Consider the following 24862-nt stretch of genomic DNA (forward strand, 5'->3'; position numbering starts at 1 on the left):
GGCCACGATGACGAAGCCGACGACCGCGCCCACCGACGGGCTCCGGGTGAACCGCCACCGCAGCGAGGCGGACGGGCGGGCGGAGAGCCGCACCAAGCTCACGCTGTACTGGCTGGGCGGGACGCTGGCGGCGCTGGTCTTCCTCGTGCCCCTGGTCTGGTCGGTCCTGCGCTCCTTCCAGAGCAACGACGCGATCGTCTCCACCACCCCGACGCTGTCGCAGCTGACGGCGTTCACGACGGAGAACTTCCGCACCCTGTTCACCGGCGACGCCGACATCGTCCGCGCCGTCGGCAACAGCCTCGTCGTGGCGATCGGCACCGCGGTCCTCACCGCGGTCGTGGCGACCCTGGCCGGGTACGGCTTCGGGCGCTTCCGCTTCCGCGGGCGCAACGTCCTGTTCGGGGTGGTCGTGGTGACGATGATGGTGCCGTTCCAGGCCATCATCACCCCGCTCTACCTGCAGATGAACGCGATGGGGCTCACCGACTCCCGCCTCGGGCTGGTGCTGTTCTACTCCACGGTCAACCTGCCGTTCGGGGTGTTCGTCATGCGCAACGCGTTCGAGACGATCCCCGCCGAGATCGAGGACTCCGCCCGCGTCGACGGCGCGGGCACGATGCGGGCGCTGGTCTCGGTGCTGCGCCCGATGCTGATCCCGGGGATGGCGACCAGCGCGCTGTACGCGTTCCTGGCCAGCTGGACGGAGTTCCTGGGGGCGCTGACCTTCCTCACCGACGACCGCAAGTACACGCTGCCGCTGTCGCTGGTGAACCTCCAGGCCGGGGCCTACGGCGCGGTGAACTTCGGTTACCTGGTGGCCGGCGCGGTGGTCGCGATGATCCCCTGCGTGATCCTCTACGTCGCGCTCCAGCGGTTCTACGTGGCGGGCCTGGCCTCGGGCGCGGTCAAGGGCTGACCCCTCACACGAGCACCTCGAACGACGGGGCGAGCGGCACCTCGGACCGGACCTCGCCCCACGCCCGGGCGAGGCGCCGCGCCGCCTCCCGCAGGGTGTCCGGGTCGGCGCCGAAGGGCAGCCGCAGGTAGCGCTCGAAGGCGCCGTCCACGCCGAAGCGCGGCCCGGCGCTGACGTGGACGCCGTGGCGGCGGGCGGCCAGCGCCAGCGGGGAGCTGAGGGCGGCCCCGAGGTGGACCCAGAGGGCCAGGCCGCCGGGCACCACGGGCAGCTCCCACTCCGGCAGCCGGCCCGCGAGCTCGTCCAGCAGCGCGTCGCGGCGCGCGCGCAGCTCGGCGCGGCGCGCCACCAGGACCTCGTCGAGCCGCGGCAGGACCTCGGCCACGACGAGCTGGTCCAGCACGGGCGTCCCCAGCTCCCAGGGGGAGCGGTGGGCGGCGAGGTGGCGGACGGTCGCGGCGTCGGCCCGGAGCCAGCCGATGCGCAGCCCGCCCCACATCGTCTTGGCGGCGGAGCCGACGTGGACGACGTCGGCGGGGAAGGGCGGGGGCGTCGCGGCGTCGATCCCGAGGTCGTTGGTCGTCTCGTCCACCACGAGGCGGGTGCCGTGGCGGCGGGCGAGCTCGACCAGGCGCCGGCGCTGGGCCGCGGGCATCACCGCGCCGGTCGGGTTGTGGAACCCCGGCATCAGGTACGCCACCGCGGGCCGGGCGGCGGAGAACGCCTCCTCCAGGGCGTCGGCGTCCCAGCCGCCGGGGCGCGCGGCGCTCGCCGCGACGACCGGGACGGCGACGGGGCGCCCGCCCGCGCCGCGGACGGCGTCCAGGGCGTGCGGGTACCCGGGGGACTCCACCAGCACCCGGTCCCCGGGGACGGTCAGGGTGCGGCAGAGCAGGCCCACGGCGTGCTGGGCGCCCAGGGTGACCAGGACCTCCTCGGGCCGCGTGGGCAGCCCCCGCCCGGTGTAGCGGTCGGCGATCGCCGACCGCAGCGCGGGCAGGCCCACGAGGTCGTAGCCCACCCCGGGCAGGTGGGCGGGGAGGTCGGCGGCCGCGCGGCGCGCCGCGTCGAGGACCTCCGGCGCCCCGGGCAGCGCGGCCCGGGTCAGGTCGATCTCCACCGGCGCCCGGGGCCCGGCCGGGCGCGGGACGCTCGCCGCGGGCAGGGCGGCGACGCTGCCGGAGCCGCGCACGCTGGTGAGGTGCCCGGACTCGCGCAGCCGGGCGTAGGCCGCGGCCACGGTGGTGCGGCTCACCCCGAGCGCCGCGGCGAGCTCGCGCTCGGCGGGCAGGCGCGTCCCGGAGGTGATCCGGCCGTCGAGGAGGAGCAGGCGGATCCGGTCGGCCAGGGCGCGCAGCGCGGGTCCCGTGCCGCGCCACTCGCCCAGGAGGTGGGTCAGGCTCGTCGCGGAGAGGGTGGCCACCAGGCCACCGTAGCGCGATTGGCACTGTCCAGATCCGGTTCGGCGCGGTCCAATCGGGGGTGTGAGAAGTCCACTGCTCGCCCGTCTCGTCCGCCTGCTCGCCGGCCTGGTCCTCTTCGGCGCCGCCGAGGGGTTCATGATCACCGCGGGGGTGGGGGTGGGGCCCTGGACGGTGTTCGCGCAGGGGGTCTCGCGGCTGACCGGAGCGGGCGTCGGCTGGCTCACCGTCGTCATCGGCTTCGCCGTGCTGCTGCTGTGGATCCCGCTGCGCCAGCGGCCGGGGGTGGGGACGGTCCTCAACGTGCTGGTCGTGGGGACCGTCATCGAGGCGGTCGTGGACCTCGTGCCCGCCCCGCACGCGCTGGCCGTGCGGGTCCCGCTGTTCGCGGTCGGGCTGGTGCTGCTGGCGGTGGCCAGCGGGATCTACCTGGGCGCCGGTCTGGGCGCCGGCCCGCGCGACGGGCTGATGACCGGCCTGCACGCCCGGGTGGGCCTGCCGATCTGGAGCGCGCGGGCGCTGGTGGAGCTGTCGGTGCTGGCCGTGGGGTGGGTGCTCGGCGGGAACGTCGGGGTCGGGACGGTCGCCTTCGCCCTCGGCGTCGGTCCGCTGGTCGGGTTCTTCCTGCCGCGGCTGGCGCCCCGGCGTCCGGCGGTCCCGGTGCCCGCCCCGGTAGCGTCGCGGGCGTGCCCTTCTTCGTCGTGACCTACGCCTACACCCCCGACTCCGCCGCCCGGGACGAGGTGCGCCCGACCCACCGGGCGTGGCTGGCCTCCCTCGGGGACATCCTCGTGGTGTCGGGCCCGACCGACGCCGACGGGGCCTTCCTCGTCTTCGAGGGCGCCGACGCGGCCGAGGTCGGGGCGGTGGTGGACGCCGACCCGTTCGTCACCGACGGGCGGGTCGTGGGCTCGCGGACCGTCGTGGGGTGGACCCCGGTGCTGGGGCGGGCCAAGGACCGTCTCTGACACGGGGACCAGTCGTCGAAAGTACTTGCGAACCGCGAAAGTAGTCCGGTAGACATGAGGCATGACCGGGACCGAACGCACCCGTGAAGCCCACGACGCCCTGAGCGCGGTCGCCGCCGCCCGCGCCGCGGCCCGGCCGGAGCCGCTGCCGCGCTGGGCGCCCCCGGCCCTCGCCGGCTGCCTCGCCGGCGGCCTCGCCCTGCTGGCCGTCACCGAGTGGACCGGGTCGCCCGGGTGGCTCGTCCCCGGCCTCGTCCTCCTCGTCGGGTTCCTGGCCGGGGTCTGGTTCGTCGCCTCCCGCGGCGGCCTGCGGGTCCGCCCCGCGCCGGACCCCCGCCGCCACCTCGTCGACGGGCTCGTCGTCCTCGCGGCGGTGGTCGTCTTCGCCGTCCTCGACCGGGGAGCGGGGCTCCTGCTGGCGGGGCTCGGGCTCGGGGTCACCACCTGGCTGCAGTTCTCCCGGCTGGGCCGGGCGTGAGCGCTGAACCGGCGCTCGACCCCGCGGTCCAGCACCCCACGAAGCTCGCCGTCGTCGCCTTCCTCTCCGGGTGCGTCGAGGCCGACTTCAAGACCGTCCGCGACCGGCTGGAGCTCACCGACTCCGCCCTCTCCCGCACCCTGTCGGGCCTGGAGGAGACCGGCCACGTCGCCGTCCGCAAGGGCTTCGTCGGCAAGCGCCCCCGCACCTGGGTCTCGCTGACCGCCGAGGGCCGCCGCCGGCTGGCCGGGCACCTGACCGCGCTGCAGCGCATCGCGGCGGGGGCGCTGGCCCAGGCGGCCGACCTGCCGACCGAGGTGCCCTGAGGGTCCCGGGGCGGGGCGCGCCCCGGGTGGCGGGAGGCGCGGAGGTGCCTACCGTGGAGAACAGGTCGAGCGCACGGCCCGACGCCCCTCCCGGGAGCCCCCGTCCCGCGTCAGGAGAACAGCATGAGCACCACGCGTTCCAAGAGGTCCACCGACTCCGGCCTCTCCGTCCACCGCTCGCCGGTCGCCCTGACCTCGCTGGTGGTGGGAGCGGCCTTCATCCTCGTCGGGGTGATGGGTTTCATCCCCGGCATCACGACGAACTACGGCGACATGGCCGGCGCCGGCCACCACTCGTCGGCGATGCTGCTCGGCATCTTCCAGGTGTCGGTGCTGCACAACCTCCTGCACCTGGCCCTCGGGGTGCTCGGCGTCCTCGCCTCGCGCGCCACGGCCGCGGCCCGGATGTTCCTCCTCGTCGGCGGGGTCGCCTACCTGGGGCTGTGGATCTACGGGATGGTCGTGCCCGAGACCAGCAGCGCGAACTTCGTCCCGCTGAACACCGCCGACGACTGGCTGCACCTGGTGCTGGGCCTCGGCATGGTGCTGCTCGGGCTGGTCATGCCGCGCCGCCAGTCGAACGCGACGGCCGCGACCTACGCCGGCCCGACCGCCGGCGGCGACATCCAGTGAGGGCGTCCTCCCGGGCGGGTTCCCCCGCGCGGGAGGGCTGAGCGTGGAACCCCTGGAGCCCACCCCGGAACCCGCTCCGGAACCCGCGTCCCGCACCCACCGGGTGCGCACCTCCGACGGGGTGACCGTCGCCGTCCACGAGTGGGACGGGGCGGGCCGCCCGGTGGTGCTGCACCACGGCTTCAGCGCCAGCGCGTCTCTCGAGTGGCCCCGCTCCGGCGTCCCCCGGGCGCTGCGGGCCGCCGGTCGCCGGGTGCTCGCCCCCGATGCCCGCGGGCACGGGGAGTCCGAGGCCCCGCACGACCCGGCCCGCTACGGCGAGGCCCGCATGGCCACCGACGTCGTCGAGGTGCTCGACGCCCTCGGCGTCGACGACGTCGACCTCGTGGGCTACTCGATGGGCGCCGTCGTCTCCGCGCTCGTCGCCTCCACCCGTCCCGCCCGGGTGCACCGCCTCGTCCTGGCCGGGGTCGGGGCCGGCCTCGCCGAGCTCGGCGGCGTCGACACCCGCGTCCTGCCCGCCGCGGCGCTCGCCGCGGCCCTGCGCGCGCGGGACCCCGGTGACCTCGACCCGGTGGTGCGCGGGTTCCGGGAGTTCGCCGAGGGGACGGGCAACGACCTGCTCGCCCTGGCCGCCCAGGCCGACGCCGTGCACGACCGGCCGCTGGACCTCGCGGCCGTCACCGCACCGACGCTCGTCCTCGCCGGGGACGCCGACCCGCTGGCCCGCCGGCCCGAGGTCCTCGCCGCGGCCGTCCCCGGTGCCCGGTCGCAGCTGGTCCGCGGCGACCACGGCGCGGCCCTGACCGATCCCGGTTTCGCCGCGGCCGTCGCCGCGTTCCTGCGCTGAGGGTCCCCCGCCGTCCCGCGTCACCGGGGGGCGGGCGGGACGTCCCCGTGCAGCTGCCGCAGCACGTCGGCGATGCCGGGTTCCTCCACCGACAGGTCGCGGACCCCGGCCCGGCGCGACACCTCGGCCAGCACCGCGGCGGCGGTCGTCTCCTCGGGGGAGAACGCGAACCGCTGCCGCAGGCCGTCGGCCTCCACCCCCAGGAGTTCCGCCCCCGGGACGCTCAGGGCGGGACCGGGTTCGCGCAGGTCGACGACGAGCACCCGCCGGGCACCCACCCGCCGCACGAGACCGGGCAGGTCGCCGTCGTAGGCGGCGCGCCCGGCCTCCACGACGAGGACGCGCTCGCACAACCGCTCCACGTCGCCCATGTCGTGGGTCGTGAGCAGCAGCGTCGTCCCGCGCTCGGCCCGCTCGGCCCGCAGGAACCGGCGCAACCGCTCGCTGGAGACCACGTCGAGGCCGATGGTGGGTTCGTCCAGGAGCAGCAGCTCGGGGGAGTGCAGGAGCGCGGCGGCGACCTCCCCGCGCATCCGCTGCCCCAGCGAGAGCTGCCGCACCGGGGTGGTGAGGAACCCGCCCAGGTCGAGGCGTGCGTCGAGCTCGTCCAGCCGCGGCCGCCAGACCGCGGCGGGCAGCCGGTGGATCGCGGCCAGCAGCCGGAACGACTCGGCCAGCGGCAGGTCCCACCACAACTGGCTGCGCTGGCCGAAGACGACCCCGATGCGGCGGGCGAGGTCGCGGCGGCGGGCGACGGGGTCCAGGCCGCAGGTGCGGACGGTCCCGGCGGTGGGCACGAGGATGCCGGTGAGCAGCTTCACCGTCGTGGACTTGCCCGCGCCGTTGGCCCCGATGAGACCCACCGCCTCGCCGGGTTCGACGCGCAGCGACAACCCGTCCACGGCGCGCACGACGCGCCGGCGCCGGCGGAACCGCCCTTCGCCCTTCTCGCGCACGACGTACTCCCGCACCAGGTCGGTGACCTCCAGCGCGGGGTTCACGACCCGCTCCCGGTGTAGCGGCGCAACCCGGCGCGCCACAGCAGCAGCGCCGCCGCCCCCAGCGCGAGCGCGGCCAGCGGGGAGGTCCAGCCCAGCCAGGACGGCAGCCCGGGAGGACCAGGTTCGCCGATGAGGACCAGCACGGGCAGGTAGGCGACGAACGCCGTGGGGACGACGTAGCAGAACAGCCACCGCAGCGGGGCGCCGTACAGCGACGACGGGTACTGGGCGGCGTTGGCGCCGCCGTAGGTGATGCTGTTCACCGCCTCCCGCCCGTCCAGCAGCCAGAACTGGCAGGCCCCCGCGAGGACGAACACGGCGCAGAAGATCGCCGTCCCCCCCACCAGCGCCACGGCCAGCAGCCCCAGCGCGCGGGCGTCCAGGGCGATCCCGGTGCGCGGCCACGCGACGGCCAGGACCACGACGCCGACGAGGACCCGGCCCGCCCGGCGCAGCGACACGTCGGAGGTGACCAGTTGCGCCAGCACGGGCATCGGCCGCAGCAGGAACGCGTCGAGGGTCCCGCTGCGCAGGTGGGCGGGGAGGGTGTCGAGGTGCCCGACGAGCAGGTCGGCCAGGGCGAACGTCACGTTGGCGAGGGCGAACACGAGCGAGGCCTGCCAGACGTCGAGCCCGCCGAGGGTGGGGACCTGCGAGAACACGACGTAGAGGGTGGCGAACTCGCTGACCCCGATCCCGACGTTGGAGGCCAGGTCGGCGGCGAAGGAGGTGCGGTAGCTGAGCTGGGCGCGGACCCGGGAGGCCAGGACCGCCCGGTACGCGGCCACGGCACCGGCGCCGCCGGTCTCAGCCACCCTGCACCACCAGCCGGCGCGCCCCGGCCCGCAGCAGCACCCGCCCCGCCAGCAGCAGCCCCGCGAGCCAGCCGAGCTGGACCCCGAGCAGCCGCAGCGCCTCCGCGCCGGTGGCGCGGGCGAGCAGGACGTCGATCGGGGTCTGCAGCATCGAGGGGAACGGGGTGGCGGCCGCGAGGGAACCCAGCCACGGCGGGAACCAGGCGACCGGGACCGCCAGCCCCGTCAGCACCGTGGCCAGGACCGTGTAGAGCACCAGGACCCCCCGGATCTCGGTGAGCCAGAACGCGGTGAGGTTCACCAGCCAGCGCGCCGCGAACGACACCGAGACCGCGACCGCGGTGCAGAGCAGCCCCAGGACGTAGGGCGCCGGAGCGCCCGGCAGGGAGAGCCCGGTCGTGAGGGCGCCCAGGAGCAGCGGGGGCAGCCCGCGGGGCAGGAGGGTGAACGCCGCGCGGCCCAGGTCCCCCGCCCACGCGGCGAGCTGCGGGTCGACGGGGCGGGCCAGGTCGACGGCGATGTCGCCGGTGCGGACCCGGCGGGCGACCTCGTCGTCGGCGAACACGGCGACGGGGGCCAGCAGGGCCTGGGTGACCCAGGCGAAGGTGGCGGCCTGCGCGGGGTCGTACCCGGCGACGGCGCCCCCGGCGGAACCCACGGTGCCCACCAGGACGGCCGCCTTGACCGCGCCGAACACGGAGTTCGCCAGGGCGCCGGCCGCGGTCGCGGCCCGGTACGTGGAGTACCTGCGGAACCCCGCCGCGAGGAGGGCGGGGTAGGCGGACACGGGGTTCGACCCTAGTCCGCGCCGGGCCCGCTGTCAGGGGGCCGCCGGCGCTAGCCTCGGGGCCGTGGACACCGCGGGGAGTTCCGTCGACGCGTTCGCCGAGGCCGCGGACTGGTTCGTGCGCACCACGGCCCTCGTGGGGGAGCGCTGGGACCGGCCGGGTCTGGGCGAGTGGGACGTGCGCGCCCTCGTCGGGCACACCAGCCGCAGCCTCACCACCGTCGAGACCTACCTGGCCCAGCCCGCTGCCGCGGTCGAGGTGGACTCCGCCGTCGGGTACTTCCGCGCCACGAGCGCGCTCGCCGCCGGGCCCGGGGTCGCCCAGCGCGGCCGCGACGCCGGGGCCGCGCTGGGGGCGGACCCGGCCGCGGCCGTCGCCGCGCTCGCGGCCCGCGTCGTGCCGCTGGTCGCCGCCCGCTCGGGGGAGGAGCGGCTGACGACGATCGCGGGGGGCATGCGCCTGCGCGACTACCTGCCCACGCGCACCTTCGAGCTCGTCGTCCACACCACCGACCTGGCCACCGCGCTGGGGCTGCCCGCCGAACCGCCGCCCCGGGCGGCGCGGGCGGCCCTGGACCTCGTGACCGCGCTGGCGCTCGCCGGGGGCCGCGCGGGGGCGCTGCTGCTCGCCGCGACCGGGCGGACCGCGCCCGGGACGTCGGTGCTCTGAGGCCGGGTCAGGACCGCAGCAGGGGCGGGTGCAGCGCCGTCGCCGGCCCGCGGCGGAACACCCGGGCGGGGCGGCCGCCGTCGCGGGTCGTGGTGGCGCCGGTGGGTTCGAGGAAACCGCTGGCGCCGGTGACCTTGCGGTGGAAGTTCCGCGGGTCCAGGGGAGTGCCCCACACCGCCTCGTAGACGCGGCGGAGCTCGGCGACGGTGAACTCCTCCGCGCAGAAGGCGGTCGCCAGCGGCGTGTACTCCAGCTTGGCGCGGGCGCGTTCCACGGCGTCGGCCAGCAGGCGGTCGTGGTCGAAGGCGAGGGGCCCGGGGTCGACGCCGGCGCGCGCGACGGGGACCCAGCGCGCGTCGGCGGCGTCGGTGCCGGCGCGGGGGGTGGGCAGGTCGGGGGCCAGGGCCAGGTAGCAGACGGTCACGACGCGCTGGCGGGGGTCGCGGTCGGGGGTGCCGTAGCTGGCGAGCTGCTCCAGGTGCACCGAACCGCGGGGCAGCCCGGTCTCCTCGGCCAGTTCGCGCGCGGCCGCCCCGGGCAGGTCCTCGTCGGGGCGGACGAACCCGCCGGGCAGGGCCCACCGGCCCAGGAAGGGTTCCTCGCCGCGCTCGACGAGCAGGACGGCCAGCGCCGGCCCGGAGCCGTCGTCGCGGACGGTCAGCACGACGAGGTCGACGGTCACGGCCACCGGGGGGAACTCCACCGGATCAGCCTAACGCCTTGTCGTCGACTTGACGATTAGGGGAGGTGCAGGCTTATCGTCATCTCGACGACAACAATCGACCCCGGAGGACGACATGGCCGACATCACCCGCTACCCCTTCGCCCGCCACCTGCGCAGCACCCCCACCACCCACGTCGTGCACCACCGCCGCGGCAAGCTCGCCCACTCCGGCACCGGGCAGGCGTTCTGGTTCCGGCCGCTGTCGGCGAGCCTGTCCGAGGTGCCCGTCGACGACCGCGAGCTGCCGCTGGTCCTGCACGCCCGCACCGCCGACTTCGTCGACGTCACCGTCCAGGCCACCGTCACCTTCCGCGTCGAGGACCCCGAGCTCGCCGCCACCCGCGTCGACTTCTCCCTCGACGCCACCACCGGCCGCTGGCTCGGCGCCCCCCTCCAGCAGCTCGCCGGCCTGCTCACCGAGACCGCCCAGCAGCACGTCCTCGACGTCCTCGCCCAGCTCCCGCTGCGCGAGGTCCTCGTCACCGGCGTCGCCCTCACCCGCGAGCGCATCACCGCCGGGCTCACCGCCGACAGCCGCCTCGCCCAGACCGGCCTCGCCCTCGTCGACGCCCGCGTCGTCGCCGTCCGCCCCGCCCCCGACGTCGAGAAGGCGCTGGCCACCCCCACCCGCGAGCAGCTCCAGACCGAGGCCGACCGCGCCACCTCGCAGCGCCGGGCGCTCGCCGTCGAGCGCGAGCGCGCCATCAGCGAGAACGAGCTGCAGAACCAGATCGAGCTCGCCCGCCGCGAGGAGCAGCTCGTCGCCCAGCGCGGGGCCAACCAGCGCCGCACCGCCGAGGAGGCCGCCGCCGCCGACACCGTCCGCGCCACGGCGGAGGCCGAGCGGGAGGAACGCCTCGCCCTCGCCCACGCCACCGCCACCCGCCTGCAGGGCGAGGCCGACGCCGGGGCCGAGGCCGCCCGGGTCGCCGCCCTCGCCGGCACCCCGCCCGAGGTCCTGCTCACCCTCGCCCTGCGCGAGTTCGCCGGGCAGCTGCCGGACGTGGGGACCCTCGTCCTCACCCCGGACGTCGTCACCGGCGCCCTCACCCGGCTCGCCGCCGGCGGTGCGCGGTGAGCCTGGCCCCCCGCGCGGTGCTCGTGCACCGGCGCACCCCCTACGCCGACGTCCTCGCCCGCCACGGCACCCGCGGGGCCGCGGAGTTCTTCCTCCGCACCCGCGGCCAGACCCTCGACGACCTCGAGGCCGCCGACGAGCGCCAGCGCGCCGCCCTGGCCGCCGTCGCCGCCGCCGTCCCGCCGGACTGGCGCAGCGGGACCCTCGAACGCGAGGACCTGCCCCGCTTCCTCTTCGCCCCCGAGGACGTCGTCGTGGTCGTCGGGCAGGACGGCCTGGTGGCCAACGTCGCCAAGCACCTCTCCGGCCAGGTCGTCCTCGGCGTCGACCCCGACCCCGCCCGCCACGCCGGGGTCCTCGTCCGCCACCGGCCCGGGGACGTCCCCGACCTGCTGCGGCGCAGCGTCCCCGACGCCGCCGCCTGCGAGCAGCGGACGATGGTGCGCGCGGTCACCGACGACGGGCAGGAGCTGCACGCCCTCAACGAGGTCTACGTCGGGCACCGCAGCCACCAGACCGCCCGCTACGTCCTCGGCTGCCCCGGCGGGCGCGAGGAGCAGGCCTCCAGCGGGGTCGTCGTCGGCACCGGCACCGGCGCCACCGGCTGGCTGGCCTCGCTGGCCCGCGCCCGCGGGGGAGCGGTGCTCCCCGGCCCCACCGACCCCGCGCTGGCCTGGTTCGTGCGCGAGGCGTGGCCCTCGCGCACCACCGGCGCCGACCTCGTCGCCGGCGCCCTCCCCGCGGTCCCCGGCGAGGACGAGCTGACCCTCGACGTCCTCTCCGACGAGCTCGTCGTCTTCGGCGACGGCCTCGAGGAGGACCGCCTGCTGCTGACCCGCGGGATGCGCCTGCGCGTTGGGGTCAGCCCCCGCCGCCTCGCCCTGCTGTGACCCCGGTCGCACGGACGCGCGCGGCGGCCGGAGCACCGCCCCGGCGGCGGCACACTGTTCTCGTGACCCTGATCGACGAGACCCGCGCCCAGGCCGCCCAGGCCGCCGGTGCGGACCTGCTGACCGCGTTGCGCACCGCTCTCGGCGTCGACCCCGCCTCCGGGGTCGTGGACGCCTCCACCCGGCGCCGCGCCGAGTACACCACCGACGCCTCCAACTACCGCGTCGTGCCGCAGGTCGTCGTCTTCCCCCGCACCGCCGAGGACGTCGAAGCCGTCTGGGCGGTCTGCGCCCGCCTCGGGGTCCCCTTCACCTCCCGCGGAGCCGGGACCTCGGTGGCCGGCAACGCCGTCGGCGAGGGCGTCGTCCTCGACTTCTCCCGCCACCTGAACCGCGTCCTGGAGATCGACGCGGAGTCGATGACCGCGCTCATCGAACCCGGCGTCATCCTCGACGACCTCCAGCGCGAGGCCGCGCCGCTGGGCCTGCGCTTCGGGCCCGACCCCTCCACCCACGCCCGCTGCACCGTCGGCGGGATGATCGGCAACGACGCCTGCGGCTCGCACGCCTTGGCCTACGGGCGCACCTCGCACAACGTCGTCGCCCTGGAGGTCCTCGACGGGCACGGCCGCCGCTGGTGGACCGACGCCCCGCCCGCCGACCTCCTCGACGAGCTGCGCGGCGTCGCCTCCCGCCACCTCGCCACCATCCGCACCGGCTTCGGCACCTTCGGGCGCCAGGTCTCCGGCTACGCCCTGGAGCACCTGCTGCCCGAGACCGGCGGCCCCACCGGCACCGCCCTCGCCCGCCTGCTCACCGGCTCCGAGGGCACCCTCGCCACGATCCTGCGCGCGCGGGTGCGGCTGGTCCGGCAGTCCCCGTCCACGACGTTCGTCGTCCTCGGCTACCCCTCCATGCACGAGGCCGCCGACGCCACCCCCGCGCTGCTGGAGCACGCGCCGCTGGCCGTGGAGGGCATCGACCGCCGCCTCGCCGACATCGTCGTGCGCCGCGGCGGCTCCGTCGAGGGCCTGCCCGGCGGCGACGGCTGGCTGTTCGTCGAGATGGGCGGGGAGACCCCCGAGGAGTCCCTCGCCGCCGCGGAGGCGATGGTCCTCGACTCCCGGGCGCTGGACTCCGTGATCATCCCCACCGCCGCGGAGGCGCGGAAGCTGTGGCGCATCCGCGAGGACGGCGCCGGCCTGGCCGGGCGCTCGCCCGAGGGGCTGCCCGCGTGGCCGGGCTGGGAGGACGCCGCCGTCCCGCCCGCGCGGCTGGGGGAGTACCTGCGGGAGTTCGACGCGCTCATGGCCTCCCACGGCGTCGACGGCCTGGCCTACGGGCACTTCGGCGACGGCTGCATCCACGTCCGCATCGACTTCCCCCTCTACGAGGACGGCGGGGGCGCGGCGGCGAAGGCGTTCCTCGAGGACGCCGCCCGCCTCGTCGCCCGGCACGGCGGGTCCCTCTCCGGCGAGCACGGCGACGGCCGCGCCCGCGGCGGCCTGCTGCCGCTGATGTACGACGGCGAGGCCATCGCCGCGTTCGAGGAGGTCAAGCGGGCCTTCGACCCGTCCGACCTGCTCAACCCCGGGATCATCGTCCGCCCCGCCGACGTCGCCGCCGACCTGCGCGTGCCCGCCTCCCGCCCCGCCCACGCCCTGGGCATGCCGACGAAGTTCGCCTACTCCGCCGACCGGGGCGACCTCACCCGCGCGGTGCACCGCTGCGTCGGCGTCGGCAAGTGCCGCGCCGACTCCGGCGGGGTCATGTGCCCCAGCTACCTCGCCACCGGCGACGAGAAGGACTCCACCCGCGGCCGGGCCCGGCTGCTGCAGGAGATGGTCAACGGGACCCTCGTCACCGACGGGTGGAAGTCCCAGGAGGTCAAGGACGTCCTCGACCTCTGCCTGTCCTGCAAGGGGTGCAGCGCGGACTGCCCCACCGGGGTGGACATGCCGACCTACAAGGCGGAGTTCCTCGACAAGTTCTACGCCGGCCGGCTGCGGCCGATGAACCACTACCTGCTGGGCTGGCTGCCGCGCTGGTCGCGGATCGCCACCGTCCACGGCGCCGTCACCAAGGTCGTCAACGCCCTCACCTCGGTCCCCGCGCTGGCCTGGACCGCGCGCGCGGTCGGCGGGGTGGACCAGCACCGGCCGCTGCCGGAGTTCGCCGAGGAGACGTTCCGCGCCTGGTTCGCGAAGCGCCCCGAGCGCGCGGGCGAACCCGTCCTGCTGTGGGTGGACTCCTTCACCGAGAACTTCTCCCCCGAGGTGGGGAAGGCCGCGGTGAAGCTGCTGGAGCACCTCGGGTTCTCGGTGCGGCTCACCGGGAAGCAGGTGTGCTGCGGCCTGACGTGGGTGTCCACCGGGCAGCTCGACGGGGCCAAGCGGCAGCTGCGCTCCTCCCTCGACGCGCTGGGGACCTCGGACGTCCCCGTCGTCGGGCTGGAACCCTCCTGCACCGCGCTGCTGCGCGACGACGCCGCGGAACTGCTGCCCGACGACCCCCGCGCGCACGCCCTGGAGCACCGGGTCAAGACGCTGGCCGAACTCATCGCCGAGCAGCGTCCCGACTGGATCCCCCCGCGCGTGGACCAGAAGGCCGTCGTCCAGCCGCACTGCCACCAGCACGCCGTCATGGGGTTCTCCCCCGACGCGAGGCTGCTGGCCAAGGCCGGGGTCGAGGCGCAGGTGCTGTCCGGCTGCTGCGGCCTCGCCGGGAACTTCGGCGCGGAGGAGGGCCACTACGACGTGTCGGTGAAGGTCGCCGAGCACGCGTTCCTGCCCGCGATCCAGGGGCGCGGCGACGCGGTCGTGGTGGCCGACGGCTACTCCTGCCGCACCCAGTCCGACAACCTCACCGGGGTCCGCCCCAAGCACCTCGCGGAACTCCTCGCCGGGGCGCTGCCGGAGGACTGACCCCGCGCCCCGTCAGGTCCGGCGGACGGCGAGGTCGACGAGCAGGTGCGTCTCGCGGCGGTCCCGCCCGTTCGGGAACCGCCCCGGCGGGCGGTGGACGTCGCGCAGCTCCGCCGTCCCGGGAACGGGGCGGCGGTCGTCGGCGGGCCCGCGCAGCGCCCAGCCCACCACCTGCACCCGGACGGGGAAACCCCGGGTCGCGGGCGCGTCGCCCCACGGGTCGTAGGAGGCGTGCAGGGTTCCCGCCCCCGGTGGGCGGGGAGCGCCGTCGTCGGGGCGTTCGCGCAGGAACCAGGTGATGTCCTCGCCGACCGCGGGACGGGGCCGGCCGCGGGTGAGTTCCCGCACGTGCAGCAGGACGGGGAGGACGAGGAAGCGGCGCAGGCTGACCGGGGTCAGCGGCGTGTGGCTGTGCAAGGAACGACCCGCGCACTCGGCAGGTCCGGGGGACGAAGCCCCCGGGCGCGGGTTCACCGTGGCGGGGACCGTACCCGCTCCGGGGCGGCCCGCGCCACCCCGCGCGTCCGGACGGGGCACACTGGTCGCGGCCGCCGGGTCCCCGCGCGGCCGGACCGTCGTGCGGAGGGCGTCCCGTGAGTTCGCAGTTCCTCGTCGTGGGCGCCGGGCTGGCCGGCGCCTCGGCGGCCTGGCGGCTGACCGAGCGCGGGTGCTCGGTGACCCTCGTCGAGCGCGACGTCCCGGCCTCCGCGCAGGGCAGCTCGCACGGCTCGGCGCGCATCTTCCGCTACGCCTACCCGGAGCGGACCTACGTCGACCTGGTCGCGGCCTCGGAACCCGGCTGGGCGGAACTGGAGGCGCGGCACGGGGCTGCGCTCGTCATCCGCTGCGGCGCGCTGGACTTCGGTGCGCGGCGCGACCCGCACGGTCTCGCCGCGGTGCTGGCCGCGGCCGGCGTCGAGCACGAGCTGGTGCCGCGCGAGCAGGCCCGCGAGCGCTGGCCGCACGTCGCCGTCGACACCGACGTCCTGCACCACGCCGCCGGCGGGGTCCTGGACGCCGAGACGACCGTGCGGACGATGGTCGCCGCCGCGCGGGCCGGGGGCGCGGAGGTCCTCACCGGCTGGCCCCTGCAGCGGCTGGAACGCACGGGGGCGGGGTTCACCGCCCACGCCGCCGACGGCCGCACCCTGAGCGCCGGGCGGGTCGTGGTGAGCGCCGGGGGCTGGCTGCCGGACCTGCTGGGGGACCTGCCGCTGCCGGCGGGGTTCCTGGCCGCGTTCCCGCGCCTGGAGGTGCGCGAGGAGAACGCGTTCCACTTCCCGTACCGCGACGCCGGCGCCGACTGGCCCGCGCTCATCCACGAGGACGAAGACCTCAGCGTCTACGCCCTGCCCGGCGGGCGCGACGCGGGGTTCCGCGGTCAGAAGGTCGCCGAGTTCAACGGGGGTCGCGTCCTGCCCTCGGCCGCCGCGCGCACCGGCGTCGTCGACCCGGCCAACCGGGCCCGGGTCGTCGACCACGTCCGCCGGTTCCTGCCCGGCCTGGAACCGGAGCCCTACGCCGAGACGACCTGCCTGTTCACCAGCACCCCGACGGAGGACTTCGTCGTCGACGGGGCCGAGGGGGTGACGGTGCTCTCGCCGTGCTCCGGGCACGGGGCGAAGTTCGCGCCGCTGCTCGGGGAGGTCGCCGCCGACGTCGCCCTGGGCACCGGGTCGGTGCCGGAGCGGTTCCGGGTGGGGGTGGCCCGTGGCTGAGCCCACCACCGCGACCGGCGGGCTGCTCGCCGCGATCGCCGGCACCGGGCGCGACGCCGTCCGCGGGGGCTACTCCCGGCCGGTGTTCTCCACCGCCGAGCGCGACCTCGTCTCCTGGTACGAGGCGGAACTCACCGCTCGCGGCCTGGAACCGGAGACCGACCGCAACGGGATCGTCTGGGCCTGGTGGAACCCCGCCGGTCTCCCGCTGGAGGGGGCCGTCGTCACCGGCAGCCACCTCGACTCCGTCCCCGGCGGAGGCGCGTTCGACGGGCCCCTGGGGGTCGCCTCGGCGTTGCGGGCGCTGGACCTGCTGCGCGGACGCGGCGTCGAACCCGCCCGGCCGCTGGGCCTGGCGGTGTTCCCGGAGGAGGAGGGTTCCCGCTTCGGCGTCGCCTGCCTCGGCTCGCGCCTGCTCACCGGCGCCGTCACCGCCGAACGGGCGCTGAACCTCACCGACCCCGACGGGAACACGTTCGCCGACGTGGCCCGCCGCGCCGGTCTCGACCCCGCCGGGTTCGGCCGCGACGAGGAGGCGCTGGCCCGGATCGGCGTCTTCGTCGAGCTGCACGTCGAGCAGGGCCGCGGGCTGGTCGACCTCGACGCTCCTGTGGCTGTCGCGTCCTCGATCCTCGGCCACGGCCGCTGGCGGTTCAGCGTCCACGGCCAGGGCAACCACGCCGGGACGACCCTGCTGGACGACCGCCGCGACCCGCTGCTGGCCGCCTCCCGGGTGGTCGTCGCCGTCCGCGAGGTCGCCGCCGCGAACCCCGGCACCCGCGCGACGGTGGGGCGGTTGCAGCCGGTCCCGGGCGGGACCAACGTCATCGCCTCCCGCGTCGACCTGTGGCTGGACGTCCGCCACCCCGACGACGCGGTGACGGCCGCGGTCGTCGCGGAGATCTCCCGGTGGGCCGTGGAGCTGGCCGCGGGGGAGGGGTGCACCGTGGACGTGCGCGAGGAGTCCCTCAGCCCCACCGTCGACTTCGACCCCGCGCTGGCGCGGCGGTTGGGCGCGACGCTGGGCGGAGTGCCGGCGCTGGCGACGGGGGCGGGTCACGACGCGGGGGTGCTGGCCGCGCACGTGCCCACGGCGATGCTCTTCACCCGCAACCCCACCGGGGTGTCGCACTCCCCGGAGGAGTTCTGCACCGACGACGACGCCGAGGCCGGGTCGGTGGCCCTCGCCGACGTCCTGGCCGACCTCCTGCGCTGACCCGCTGCGTCCCGGGCCGGGGCCCCCCAGGGGCCCAGCCCGGGAACGGGGTCAGCTGGGGGAGGGGTCGTCGCTGCCGGCGGCCTCGCGCAGCGCCGGGATGATCTCGCTCTGCGCGACGCGGAGGAACTCCGACTGGTGCTCGCCCCCGATCTGCACCAGGGCGAGGTCGGTGAACCCGGCCTCGAAGTACGCCGACGCGGCCTCGACGATCGCGTCCACGTCGTTGCCGCACGGGATCTTCCCCGCGACGTCCTCGGGGCGGACGAACTGCGTCGCCCCCGCGAAACCCGCGGTGGTCGGCAGGTCGGCGTTCACCTTCCAGCCGCCGGCGAACCAGCGGAACTGTTCGTGGGCGCGAGCGATGGCGGTGTCGCGGTCGGCGTCCCAGCTCACCGGCATCTGGCCGATCTTGCGGCTCGGGGTCTGCCCGGGTTCGCGGGCGGCGTCCCACGCCCCCAGCGCGGCCTCCGGCTCCACCGCGATCGCGTGCTCGGCCAGCGGGGAGAACCGCGTCGCGGACTTCTCGCCGCTGATGGCGACCGCGATCGGGACCCGGTGCTCGGGCACGTCCCACAGCCGGTGGGAGTCCACCCGGAAGTAGTCCCCGGCGTAGGTGAGCAGCTCCCCGTCGAAGAGGTTGGAGATGATCTCGCACGCCTCGACGAGCATGTCCTGGCGCTCCTCGACCGCCGGCCACCCCTGGCCCACGACGTGCTCGTTGAGGTTCTCCCCCGAACCCAGGCCCAGGACGAAGCGCCCCTCGGAGAGGATCTGCACCGTCGCGGCCTTCTGCGCGACGATCGCCGGGTGGTACCGGACCGTCGGGCAGGTCACGTACGTCATGAGCTCCACCCGCGACGTCGTCGCGGCCACCGCCCCCAGCACCGACCACGCGTAGGGGGCGTGGCCCTGGGTCGTCAGCCACGGCGAGGCGTGGTCGGAGAAGACGATCGTGTCGAAGCCGGCCTCCTCGGCGGCCAGCGCGTCGCGCACCAGCCAGCGCGGGTCGGACTGCTCGCTCATGCAGGTGTAGCCGATGCCGACGGCGCTCACGCGGTCACCTCCGCGAGGGTCTCGACGAGGACCCGGTTGAACGCGGGCAGGTCGTCGGGGTTGCGGCTGGTGATGAGCGGGCCGGGACCGTTGCGGTCCACGACGACCTCCTCGTCGACCCACTCCGCCCCGGCGTTGCGCAGGTCCGTCCTCAGCGAGGGCCACGACGTCAGGCGCCGCCCCTTCACCACGTCCGCCTCGACCAGGGTCCACGGGGCGTGGCAGATGGCCGCGATCGGGCGGACCGAGGCCGCGAACTGGCCCACGAACTTCACCGCCGACAGGCTGGTGCGCAGCGCGTCGGGGTTGGCGACCCCGCCGGGCAGCACCAGCGCGGCGTACTCGCTGGGGCTGGCGTGGTCGACGACCACGTCGACCGGGAAGGTGTCGGCGGCGTCCAGGTGGTCGAAGGCCTGCACGGTGCCCTCCTTCGTGGAGAGGAGCACGGGCTCGCCGCCCGCCTCCTGCACCGCCTTCCACGGCTCGGTCAGCTCGACCTGCTCGATGCCCTCGGTGGCGACGAGGAACGCGACCTTCTTGCCCTTCAACGCACTGTCCGTCATGCCCCCACGCTGGCACCGCGAGCGCCGGTCGGCATCCGGGAAGGGGCCGCCGAGCGCGCGGCGGGGGGCGTGGAAGGATCACCCTGCCAGCGACGCCAGACGGAGGAGACCCCATGCCCATCGCCACCCCGGACGTCTACGCCGAGATGCTCGACCGCGCGAAGGCCGGGTCCTTCGCCTACCCCGCGATCAACATCTCCTCGAGCATCACCCTCAACGCCGCCATCCGCGGCTTCGCCGAGGCCGAGAGCGACGGCATCGTCCAGGTCTCCACCGGCGGGGCGGAGTTCCTCTCCGGCACCACCGTCAAGGACATGGTCCTGGGTGCGCAGGCCCTGGCCGAGTACGCCCACCACGTCGCCAAGGGCTACGGCGTCAACATCGCCCTGCACACCGACCACTGCCCGAAGGACAAGCTGGACGGCTTCGTCCGCCCCCTCCTCGACATCTCCGCCGAGCGCGTGGCGTCCGGGCGCGACCCGCTGTTCCAGTCGCACATGTGGGACGGCTCGGCCGTGCCGCTGGAGGAGAACCTCTCCATCGCCCAGGAGCTGCTCGGGCGGGCCGCCGCCGCGAGGATCGTCCTCGAGGTCGAGATCGGCGTCGTGGGCGGCGAGGAGGACGGCGTCGCGCACGAGATCAACGACAAGCTCTACACGACCGTCGAGGACGCGCTGGCGACGGTGGACGCCCTCGGGACGGGGGAGAAGGGCCGCTACCTGACCGCCCTGACCTTCGGCAACGTGCACGGCGTCTACAAGCCCGGCGGGGTCAAGCTGCGCCCGGAGATCCTCAAGGACATCCAGGAGCAGGTCGGGGCGCGGGTCGGCAAGGACAAGCCCTTCGACCTCGTCTTCCACGGCGGCTCCGGCTCCTCGGACCAGGAGATCAGCGACGCGGTCGACTACGGCGTGATCAAGATGAACGTCGACACCGACACCCAGTACGCCTTCACCCGCCCGATCGTGGACCACGTCTTCCGCAACTACGACGGCGTCCTCAAGGTCGACGGCGAGGTCGGCAACAAGAAGACCTACGACCCCCGCGTGTGGGGCAAGGCCGCGGAGACGGGCATGGCCGCCCGCGTCGTCGAGGCCGCGCAGGCGCTGCGCAGCGCGGGCAAGAGCGTGAAGTGAGCCCGGCGTGAGGTGACGCGCCGACGCCGGAGGCCCGGTCCCCCTCGGGGGGCCGGGCCTCCTCGCTGCGCGGGGCCGCTCAGGCCGGCTGCGGCTCGTCGTCGTCGGGCGTGGACAGCCCCGGCTCCTCGTCCACGACGTCGAGCAGCTGGACGATGTTCGTCGTCTCGATGAGGAACTTCACCACCGCCGGCGGGCGGATGAGCGTCACCCGGCGGCCCTTGGAGCGCGAGGCGAGCCGGGCGAGGAACGCCAGGCCCGTCGAGTCCATGAAGGTCACGTGGTGCGCGTCCACCTGCAGCGGCCGGCCCGAGGCGAGCGCGTCCTCCGCGGCCTCGAGCAGGTCCGGGCCGAGCTCGGCGTCGATCTCGCCCGTGAGGACCACCCGGGTCGCCCGCGGTTCGTACAGGACGTGCACCGATCCAGGGTCCACGGAGCGCACCTGGGGCACCCGGGGGGCCTCGCCCGGGGGTGTCGCGTCGTTCGTCATGGGTCCTCCGCAGTCCGACCGCTGTGTGCCGTGCCCGGCTTCTACAGGCAGCGGGTGTCCGTCCCCCGCGACCTCCGGCCGCGCGGGGGGACCGCCCTCGCACCCGCCACCCTCGACGCGCGCTCCGTACGACCCCCCTGCATGCTATCGACCGAGGTCCGCGTCGATGTCGCGCACCTGCGACGCCCAGCACCACGAGGAGCCACCCCCCGATGTCCCGCAGCAGCCCGCAGGCCCTGGCGCTGCGCGAGCCCGCTGCGCTGCTCCTGCTGAGCACGGCCCCGGCCACCGCCGCGGGGGAGCTGCTGGCCCTCGACGGGACGGCCCGGGCCGCGGCCGGCCTGGCCGGCGGCGAGGCGCCCCCGCGGGACCTGACCGCCTTCCGCCGGTGCGCCGGCCTGCCCGACCACCCCGTCTGGGACCGGCTGGAGGGCGGGGAGGCCCCCGCCGGGGAGCGGCTGCCCGGGGACCTGTGGGTCAGCGCCGGCCGGGTTCCCGGCCGCGACCAGCTGCTCGTCACCGTGGTGCACACCCAGGCCACCGAGCCGGGCGCGCCCCCGGGCGACGTCGTCGCCGCCGGCCCCGGCACGGCCCTGTCGGCGCTGCACCGCGACGACCTCGTCGTGGAGTGGGTCGACGGCGGCTTCACCCGCACCACCGGCACCCCGGCCGGGGAGGTGCTGGGCCGCTCCCCGCACCACCTCGTGCGGACCCGCGACGAGGCGGCGCTGGCCGAGCTGGACCGCTCCGCGCGCCGGGACGGGCCCGCCACGCTCACCCTGCTCGACCACCGCGCCGACGGGACCGCCTTCCTGCACCAGGTGCGCACCTTCCCCCTCGCCGACCGCACCGGCGCGCCCACCCACGTCGTCTCCTGGCACTCCGACGTCACCCGCCGCACCGCGGAGGAGCACACCGACGCCCGCGCCGCCGAGCGCCGCGCCACCGCCCGGCTGGAGGTCCTGCGCCGCCTCGACGGCGTCGTCGCCGAGGACGACCCCACCCACGGCGTGCAGGCCATCGTGCGGGTGCTGGGGGACCACGTCGTCGCCGCCGCCATGGTCCTGCTGCTGCGCGACCGCCCCAGCGGCCCGGGCGCCGAGGTCGAGGTCGCCGTCGCCCACGGGCCGCACCTGCACGGGCTCCTCGGCCGCAGCCTGCCCCGGACCCGCCAGGACGGCCCCGACCCGCTGCTGGACCCCGCCGGACCCGACGCCCCCGACGTCCTCGACGTCGCCTCCCTCGCCGCCGGCCGGCCCGCCGGGTCCCCCAGCGCCTGGCTGGCCGGGCTCACCGCGGGAACCGGAGCGCTCGCCCTGCCGTTGCGCGGACGGGAGGACGTCGTCGGCGTCCTCGTCGTCGTCCCGCACCCCGCCGGGATCGGCCCGGAGGACCGCACCGTCCTCACCAGCGCCGCCCGCCGAGCCGGGCTGCTGGTGGAGAACGCGCGGCTGCACGCACGGGAGCACGCCCTGGCCGAGACGCTGCAGCGCAGCATGCTGCCCGACCCCACGGGCGCCGACGGGATCGACGGCCTGGACGTCTGGACGTTCTACTCCTCCAACGTCGAGCACGCCCAGGTCGGCGGGGACTGGTACGACGTGCTGCCCGGCAGCACCGGCGCCGGCGGGCAGCACGTCGCGGGGATCGTCGTCGGCGACGTCGTCGGCCACGACGTCGAGGCCGCCGCCGCCATGGGGCAGATCCGCTCCGTCGTCCGCTCCGCCGCCCACGAGTTCGACGACCCCGCCAGCGTCCTGATGCGCGTGGACCAGCTCACCGGGGGGATGCGGATCGCGCGGATGGCCAGCCTCGTCTACGCCACCCTGCAGCGCCTCGACGACGGCGGCTGGGAGATGGCCTGGTCCAGCGCCGGGCACCTGCCGCCGCTGCTGCGCCGCGGCGGCGCGGCCGACGGGGAGCCCCGGCGCGTGGAGGTCCTCAGCGAGGCCACCGGCACCCTCGTCGGGCTGGGCGAGCGCCCCCGCCCCACCCGCGAACGGGCCCTGGCCCCCGGCGACGTCCTGGTCTTCTACACCGACGGGCTCATCGAGACCCGGGCCCGGCCCATGCACGACGGCCTCGAGGTCCTCGTCGACGTCCTCGGCCGCTCCCGGGCCCGCGACGCGGCCGGCATCGGCGAGGAGCTGCTCGCCGGGCTCGGCGACACCCCCGAGGACGACACCGCCATCGTCGTCGTCCGGGTCCCCGAGGAGTCCGAGCGCGACGGCGAGCCGCTGCCCACCGCCGACACCCCCCGCCGCCGCCGCTGGCAGCTGCCCTCGGAGCCCTCCTCCATCGGCAAGGCCCGCCACGCGACCCTGCGCGCCTGCGCGGTCTGGGGCCTGGAGGTCGGCCCCCAGGCCGAGATCGTCGTGTCCGAGCTCGTCGCCAACGCCGTCCTGCACGGCTGGGGGACCGTCGGGCTGCGGCTGTTCGACCTGCCCGGCGCGCTGCGCCTGGAGGTCGAGGACGACAGCCCCGAGGAGCCGCAGGTCGTCGAGGCCCGCCCCGACGGCGGCGGCGGGCACGGCATGCGCCTGGTCGCCTCGCTGGGGCGGTGGGGGACCACCCGCACCCGCCGGGGGAAGATCGTGTGGGTCGAGATCCCCACCGCCCCCGAGGACTGACCGCCGAAGAACGAGGAGAGGAGGCCCCCGTGGCCACCGGGACGAACCTGCTGGGCGGACCCCCGCCCACCCACCTGCCCGCGATCCCCGCCGTCGACGCGGCGCTGGCCGCCGGGACCGACCCCGCCGAGGTCGCCGCCGCGCACCCGGCGGCGTCGCTGCCGTGGGCGCTGCTGGGCGAGCGCGCGCTGGCCGCGGGCGGGGCGGTCACGACGACCGACGCCGTGACCGCCTACGCCTTCGCCCGCACCGGGTACCACCGCGGGCTGGACGCGCTGCGGCGCGCGGGCTGGCGCGGCCACGGCCCGGTGCCGTGGGCCCACGAGCCCAACCGGGGCTTCCTGCGCGCCCTCGCCGTCCTGCAGCGGGCCGCGGAGCGCATCGGGGAGACCGAGGAGGCCGTGCGCTGCACCACGTTCCTCCACGACTGCGACCCCGTCGCGGCGCGGGAGCTGCTGCCCTCGTGAACGACGCCGCCGGGGCGACCCCCGAACGTCCCGTCCTGGTCGTGGGGGCGGGGATCTCCGGGCTGGCCTGCGCCCGGGTGCTGGCCGACGCCGGGGTCCCCGTCCGCGTCCTCGACCGCGGCCGCCGCGTGGGCGGGCGGATGAGCGGGCGGCGGGTCGAGACGGCCGTCGGCACCCGCGTCGTCGACCTCGGGGCGTCGTACTTCACCGTGAGCGGGTCCGGCGGCTTCGCCGCCCAGGTCGCGGACTGGCAGGCCCGGGGCCTGGCCCACCCCTGGACCGACACCTTCGCCACGATCTCCGGGCGCGCCGACGACGGCGGCGGGATCACCGGTTCCTCCTCCGGCCCGGTGCGCTGGGGCGCGGGCGGGGGGCTGCGCACGCTGCTGGACGACCTGGTCGAACCCCCGGGCCGCGAGCGGCTGGACGTCGTGCACGGCATCGACGTCGAGGCCGTCGACGTCGGCCCCGACGGGCCGACCGCGGACGGGCGCCCCGCCGCGGCCGTCGTGCTCGCGATGCCCGACCCGCAGGCCGCGGACCTGCTGCCGCGCATGGTCGCCAGCCGGCTGGACGTGTCCGCGCGGTGGAACTGGCGCCCCTGCATCGCCGTGTACGCGGCGTGGCCGCAGCGGTGGTGGCCGGACTTCCACGGCGCCTTCGTCAACGACTCCGACCTGCTCGTCTTCCTCGGCGACGACGGGTCCCGGCGCGGGGACGGCGCCCCCGTCCTCGTCGCCCACGTCGCCCCCGACGTCTCCAGCGACCACCTGGACGCCCCGGCCGCGATCGTGCCGCGGGTGCTGGCCGAGCTCGGCCCGCTGCTGGGCGTGCCGGCCACGCCCGAGGCCACCTGGGCGCGGGCCCACCGCTGGTCGCTGGCCTCCCCCCTGCGCCAGCACACCGGGGCCAGCAGCGGGTGGGACGAGGTCAGCCGCACCGGTGTCTGCGGCGACGCCTGGGGCGAGCGGTCCAAGGTGCAGACGGCGTGGGAGTCCGGCACGGCCCTGGGCGGGGACCTCGCCGCGCGCTTCGCGCGCTGACCGCCCCGGGGCCACCACCCGGTAAGCTCGGGGCGGTCTGCGGCGACCGCCCACCGGCT

At 76.3% G+C, this 24862-nt stretch carries 26 protein-coding genes; 17 read left to right on the forward strand and 9 right to left on the reverse strand.

Features of this window, described 5'->3' with window-relative positions:
- The first annotated feature begins 7 nt into the window (after nt 1-7).
- The gene (locus KRAD_RS13110; protein ID WP_157873885.1) at nt 8-919 is read left to right on the forward strand and encodes a carbohydrate ABC transporter permease; all 912 of its coding nucleotides are present in this window, start codon (nt 8-10) and stop codon (nt 917-919) included.
- A gap of 4 nt (nt 920-923) precedes the next feature.
- Here KRAD_RS13110 and yczR read toward each other — a convergent pair whose 3' ends face one another.
- Entirely contained in the window at nt 924-2342 is a 1419-nt protein-coding gene (gene yczR / locus KRAD_RS13115) for a MocR-like transcription factor YczR (protein ID WP_012086101.1), read from the reverse strand.
- A gap of 61 nt (nt 2343-2403) precedes the next feature.
- Here yczR and yczE point away from each other — a divergent pair, with 61 nt between their 5' ends.
- From yczE to KRAD_RS13145, 6 genes are all read left to right on the forward strand, one after another.
- Nucleotides 2404-3045, forward strand: coding sequence for a membrane protein YczE (gene yczE, locus KRAD_RS13120; protein WP_012086102.1), 642 nt, complete (start codon nt 2404-2406; stop codon nt 3043-3045).
- The gene (locus KRAD_RS13125) at nt 3027-3308 is read left to right on the forward strand and encodes a YciI family protein (protein ID WP_012086103.1); all 282 of its coding nucleotides are present in this window, start codon (nt 3027-3029) and stop codon (nt 3306-3308) included. The genes yczE and KRAD_RS13125 overlap by 19 nt, the downstream gene beginning before the upstream one ends.
- Nucleotides 3309-3369: 61 nt before the next feature.
- Complete coding sequence (locus tag KRAD_RS13130; RefSeq protein ID WP_012086105.1) at nt 3370-3786, forward strand: hypothetical protein; 417 nt, start codon at nt 3370-3372, stop codon at nt 3784-3786.
- Nucleotides 3783-4112: a winged helix-turn-helix domain-containing protein gene (locus KRAD_RS13135; protein ID WP_012086107.1), complete on the forward strand. Its 330-nt coding sequence runs from the start codon at nt 3783-3785 to the stop codon at nt 4110-4112. The genes KRAD_RS13130 and KRAD_RS13135 overlap by 4 nt, the downstream gene beginning before the upstream one ends.
- A 123-nt stretch (nt 4113-4235) precedes the next feature.
- Nucleotides 4236-4745: a DUF4383 domain-containing protein gene (locus KRAD_RS13140; RefSeq protein WP_012086108.1), complete on the forward strand. Its 510-nt coding sequence runs from the start codon at nt 4236-4238 to the stop codon at nt 4743-4745.
- A 43-nt stretch (nt 4746-4788) separates the two neighbouring features.
- Nucleotides 4789-5595 carry an alpha/beta fold hydrolase gene (locus tag KRAD_RS13145; protein ID WP_012086109.1) on the forward strand — a complete coding sequence of 269 codons (807 nt, stop codon included), beginning with the start codon at nt 4789-4791 and terminating at the stop codon, nt 5593-5595.
- Between the two features lie 20 nt (nt 5596-5615).
- Here the strand turns inward: KRAD_RS13145 and KRAD_RS13150 are convergent, their stop codons facing one another.
- Genes KRAD_RS13150 through KRAD_RS13160 form a run of 3 tightly spaced genes read right to left on the reverse strand, consistent with a single transcriptional unit; the run spans nt 5616 to nt 8198 of the window.
- A complete protein-coding gene (locus KRAD_RS13150; protein WP_012086110.1) occupies nt 5616-6596 on the reverse strand; it encodes an ABC transporter ATP-binding protein in 981 nt (326 codons plus the stop codon).
- Nucleotides 6593-7411 (reverse strand): ABC transporter permease, encoded by an 819-nt coding sequence (locus KRAD_RS13155; protein ID WP_012086112.1) that lies wholly within the window; start codon nt 7409-7411, stop codon nt 6593-6595. Before KRAD_RS13155 ends, KRAD_RS13150 begins: the two co-directional genes overlap by 4 nt.
- Nucleotides 7404-8198 carry an ABC transporter permease gene (locus KRAD_RS13160; protein ID WP_012086113.1) on the reverse strand — a complete coding sequence of 265 codons (795 nt, stop codon included), beginning with the start codon at nt 8196-8198 and terminating at the stop codon, nt 7404-7406. Before KRAD_RS13160 ends, KRAD_RS13155 begins: the two co-directional genes overlap by 8 nt.
- Nucleotides 8199-8262: 64 nt before the next feature.
- Here KRAD_RS13160 and KRAD_RS13165 point away from each other — a divergent pair, with 64 nt between their 5' ends.
- Nucleotides 8263-8868 carry a maleylpyruvate isomerase family mycothiol-dependent enzyme gene (locus KRAD_RS13165; RefSeq protein ID WP_012086114.1) on the forward strand — a complete coding sequence of 202 codons (606 nt, stop codon included), beginning with the start codon at nt 8263-8265 and terminating at the stop codon, nt 8866-8868.
- 7 nt (nt 8869-8875) lie between these two features.
- Here KRAD_RS13165 and KRAD_RS27560 read toward each other — a convergent pair whose 3' ends face one another.
- Complete coding sequence (locus KRAD_RS27560) at nt 8876-9571, reverse strand: NUDIX hydrolase (RefSeq protein ID WP_041292083.1); 696 nt, start codon at nt 9569-9571, stop codon at nt 8876-8878.
- 94 nt (nt 9572-9665) lie between these two features.
- On the opposite strand from KRAD_RS27560, the gene KRAD_RS13175 reads away from it, so the two are divergent.
- The 3 genes from KRAD_RS13175 (at nt 9666) to KRAD_RS13185 (ending at nt 14484) form a co-directional block, all read left to right on the forward strand.
- Complete coding sequence (locus tag KRAD_RS13175; RefSeq protein ID WP_012086117.1) at nt 9666-10670, forward strand: SPFH domain-containing protein; 1005 nt, start codon at nt 9666-9668, stop codon at nt 10668-10670.
- A complete protein-coding gene (locus KRAD_RS13180; RefSeq protein ID WP_012086118.1) occupies nt 10667-11560 on the forward strand; it encodes an NAD(+)/NADH kinase in 894 nt (297 codons plus the stop codon). The genes KRAD_RS13175 and KRAD_RS13180 overlap by 4 nt, the downstream gene beginning before the upstream one ends.
- A 62-nt stretch (nt 11561-11622) precedes the next feature.
- A complete protein-coding gene (locus tag KRAD_RS13185; protein ID WP_238985748.1) occupies nt 11623-14484 on the forward strand; it encodes an FAD-binding and (Fe-S)-binding domain-containing protein in 2862 nt (953 codons plus the stop codon).
- Between the two features lie 12 nt (nt 14485-14496).
- Here the strand turns inward: KRAD_RS13185 and KRAD_RS13190 are convergent, their stop codons facing one another.
- Entirely contained in the window at nt 14497-14901 is a 405-nt protein-coding gene (locus tag KRAD_RS13190; protein WP_012086120.1) for a hypothetical protein, read from the reverse strand.
- Between the two features lie 176 nt (nt 14902-15077).
- Between KRAD_RS13190 and KRAD_RS13195 the strand changes: the two genes are divergently transcribed.
- A complete protein-coding gene (locus tag KRAD_RS13195) occupies nt 15078-16202 on the forward strand; it encodes an FAD-dependent oxidoreductase (RefSeq protein ID WP_012086121.1) in 1125 nt (374 codons plus the stop codon).
- The gene (locus KRAD_RS13200; protein WP_012086122.1) at nt 16195-17418 is read left to right on the forward strand and encodes an allantoate amidohydrolase; all 1224 of its coding nucleotides are present in this window, start codon (nt 16195-16197) and stop codon (nt 17416-17418) included. The genes KRAD_RS13195 and KRAD_RS13200 overlap by 8 nt, the downstream gene beginning before the upstream one ends.
- 51 nt (nt 17419-17469) lie before the next feature.
- Here KRAD_RS13200 and KRAD_RS13205 read toward each other — a convergent pair whose 3' ends face one another.
- Both KRAD_RS13205 and KRAD_RS13210 read right to left on the reverse strand, forming a co-directional pair.
- A complete protein-coding gene (locus KRAD_RS13205; RefSeq protein WP_012086123.1) occupies nt 17470-18474 on the reverse strand; it encodes a TIGR03557 family F420-dependent LLM class oxidoreductase in 1005 nt (334 codons plus the stop codon).
- Nucleotides 18471-19037 carry a type 1 glutamine amidotransferase domain-containing protein gene (locus KRAD_RS13210; protein ID WP_012086124.1) on the reverse strand — a complete coding sequence of 189 codons (567 nt, stop codon included), beginning with the start codon at nt 19035-19037 and terminating at the stop codon, nt 18471-18473. Before KRAD_RS13210 ends, KRAD_RS13205 begins: the two co-directional genes overlap by 4 nt.
- Nucleotides 19038-19150: 113 nt before the next feature.
- On the opposite strand from KRAD_RS13210, the gene fbaA reads away from it, so the two are divergent.
- Nucleotides 19151-20173 carry a class II fructose-bisphosphate aldolase gene (fbaA, locus tag KRAD_RS13215; RefSeq protein ID WP_012086125.1) on the forward strand — a complete coding sequence of 341 codons (1023 nt, stop codon included), beginning with the start codon at nt 19151-19153 and terminating at the stop codon, nt 20171-20173.
- 79 nt (nt 20174-20252) lie between these two features.
- Here the strand turns inward: fbaA and KRAD_RS13220 are convergent, their stop codons facing one another.
- Nucleotides 20253-20663, reverse strand: a complete 411-nt coding sequence (locus KRAD_RS13220) for an STAS domain-containing protein (RefSeq protein ID WP_012086126.1) — start codon at nt 20661-20663, stop codon at nt 20253-20255.
- Between the two features lie 212 nt (nt 20664-20875).
- Between KRAD_RS13220 and KRAD_RS26595 the strand changes: the two genes are divergently transcribed.
- The 3 genes from KRAD_RS26595 to KRAD_RS13235 are packed head-to-tail and all read left to right on the forward strand — an operon-like array spanning nt 20876 to nt 24803.
- Nucleotides 20876-23293 carry an ATP-binding SpoIIE family protein phosphatase gene (locus tag KRAD_RS26595; RefSeq protein WP_012086127.1) on the forward strand — a complete coding sequence of 806 codons (2418 nt, stop codon included), beginning with the start codon at nt 20876-20878 and terminating at the stop codon, nt 23291-23293.
- Nucleotides 23294-23322: 29 nt separating this feature from the next.
- Nucleotides 23323-23760, forward strand: a complete 438-nt coding sequence (locus KRAD_RS13230; RefSeq protein ID WP_012086128.1) for a DUF3151 domain-containing protein — start codon at nt 23323-23325, stop codon at nt 23758-23760.
- A complete protein-coding gene (locus KRAD_RS13235) occupies nt 23757-24803 on the forward strand; it encodes an NAD(P)/FAD-dependent oxidoreductase (protein ID WP_012086129.1) in 1047 nt (348 codons plus the stop codon). The genes KRAD_RS13230 and KRAD_RS13235 overlap by 4 nt, the downstream gene beginning before the upstream one ends.
- Nucleotides 24804-24862 lie beyond the last annotated feature (59 nt).

The organism is Kineococcus radiotolerans SRS30216 = ATCC BAA-149 (assembly GCF_000017305.1).
GTDB lineage: Bacteria > Actinomycetota > Actinomycetes > Actinomycetales > Kineococcaceae > Kineococcus > Kineococcus radiotolerans.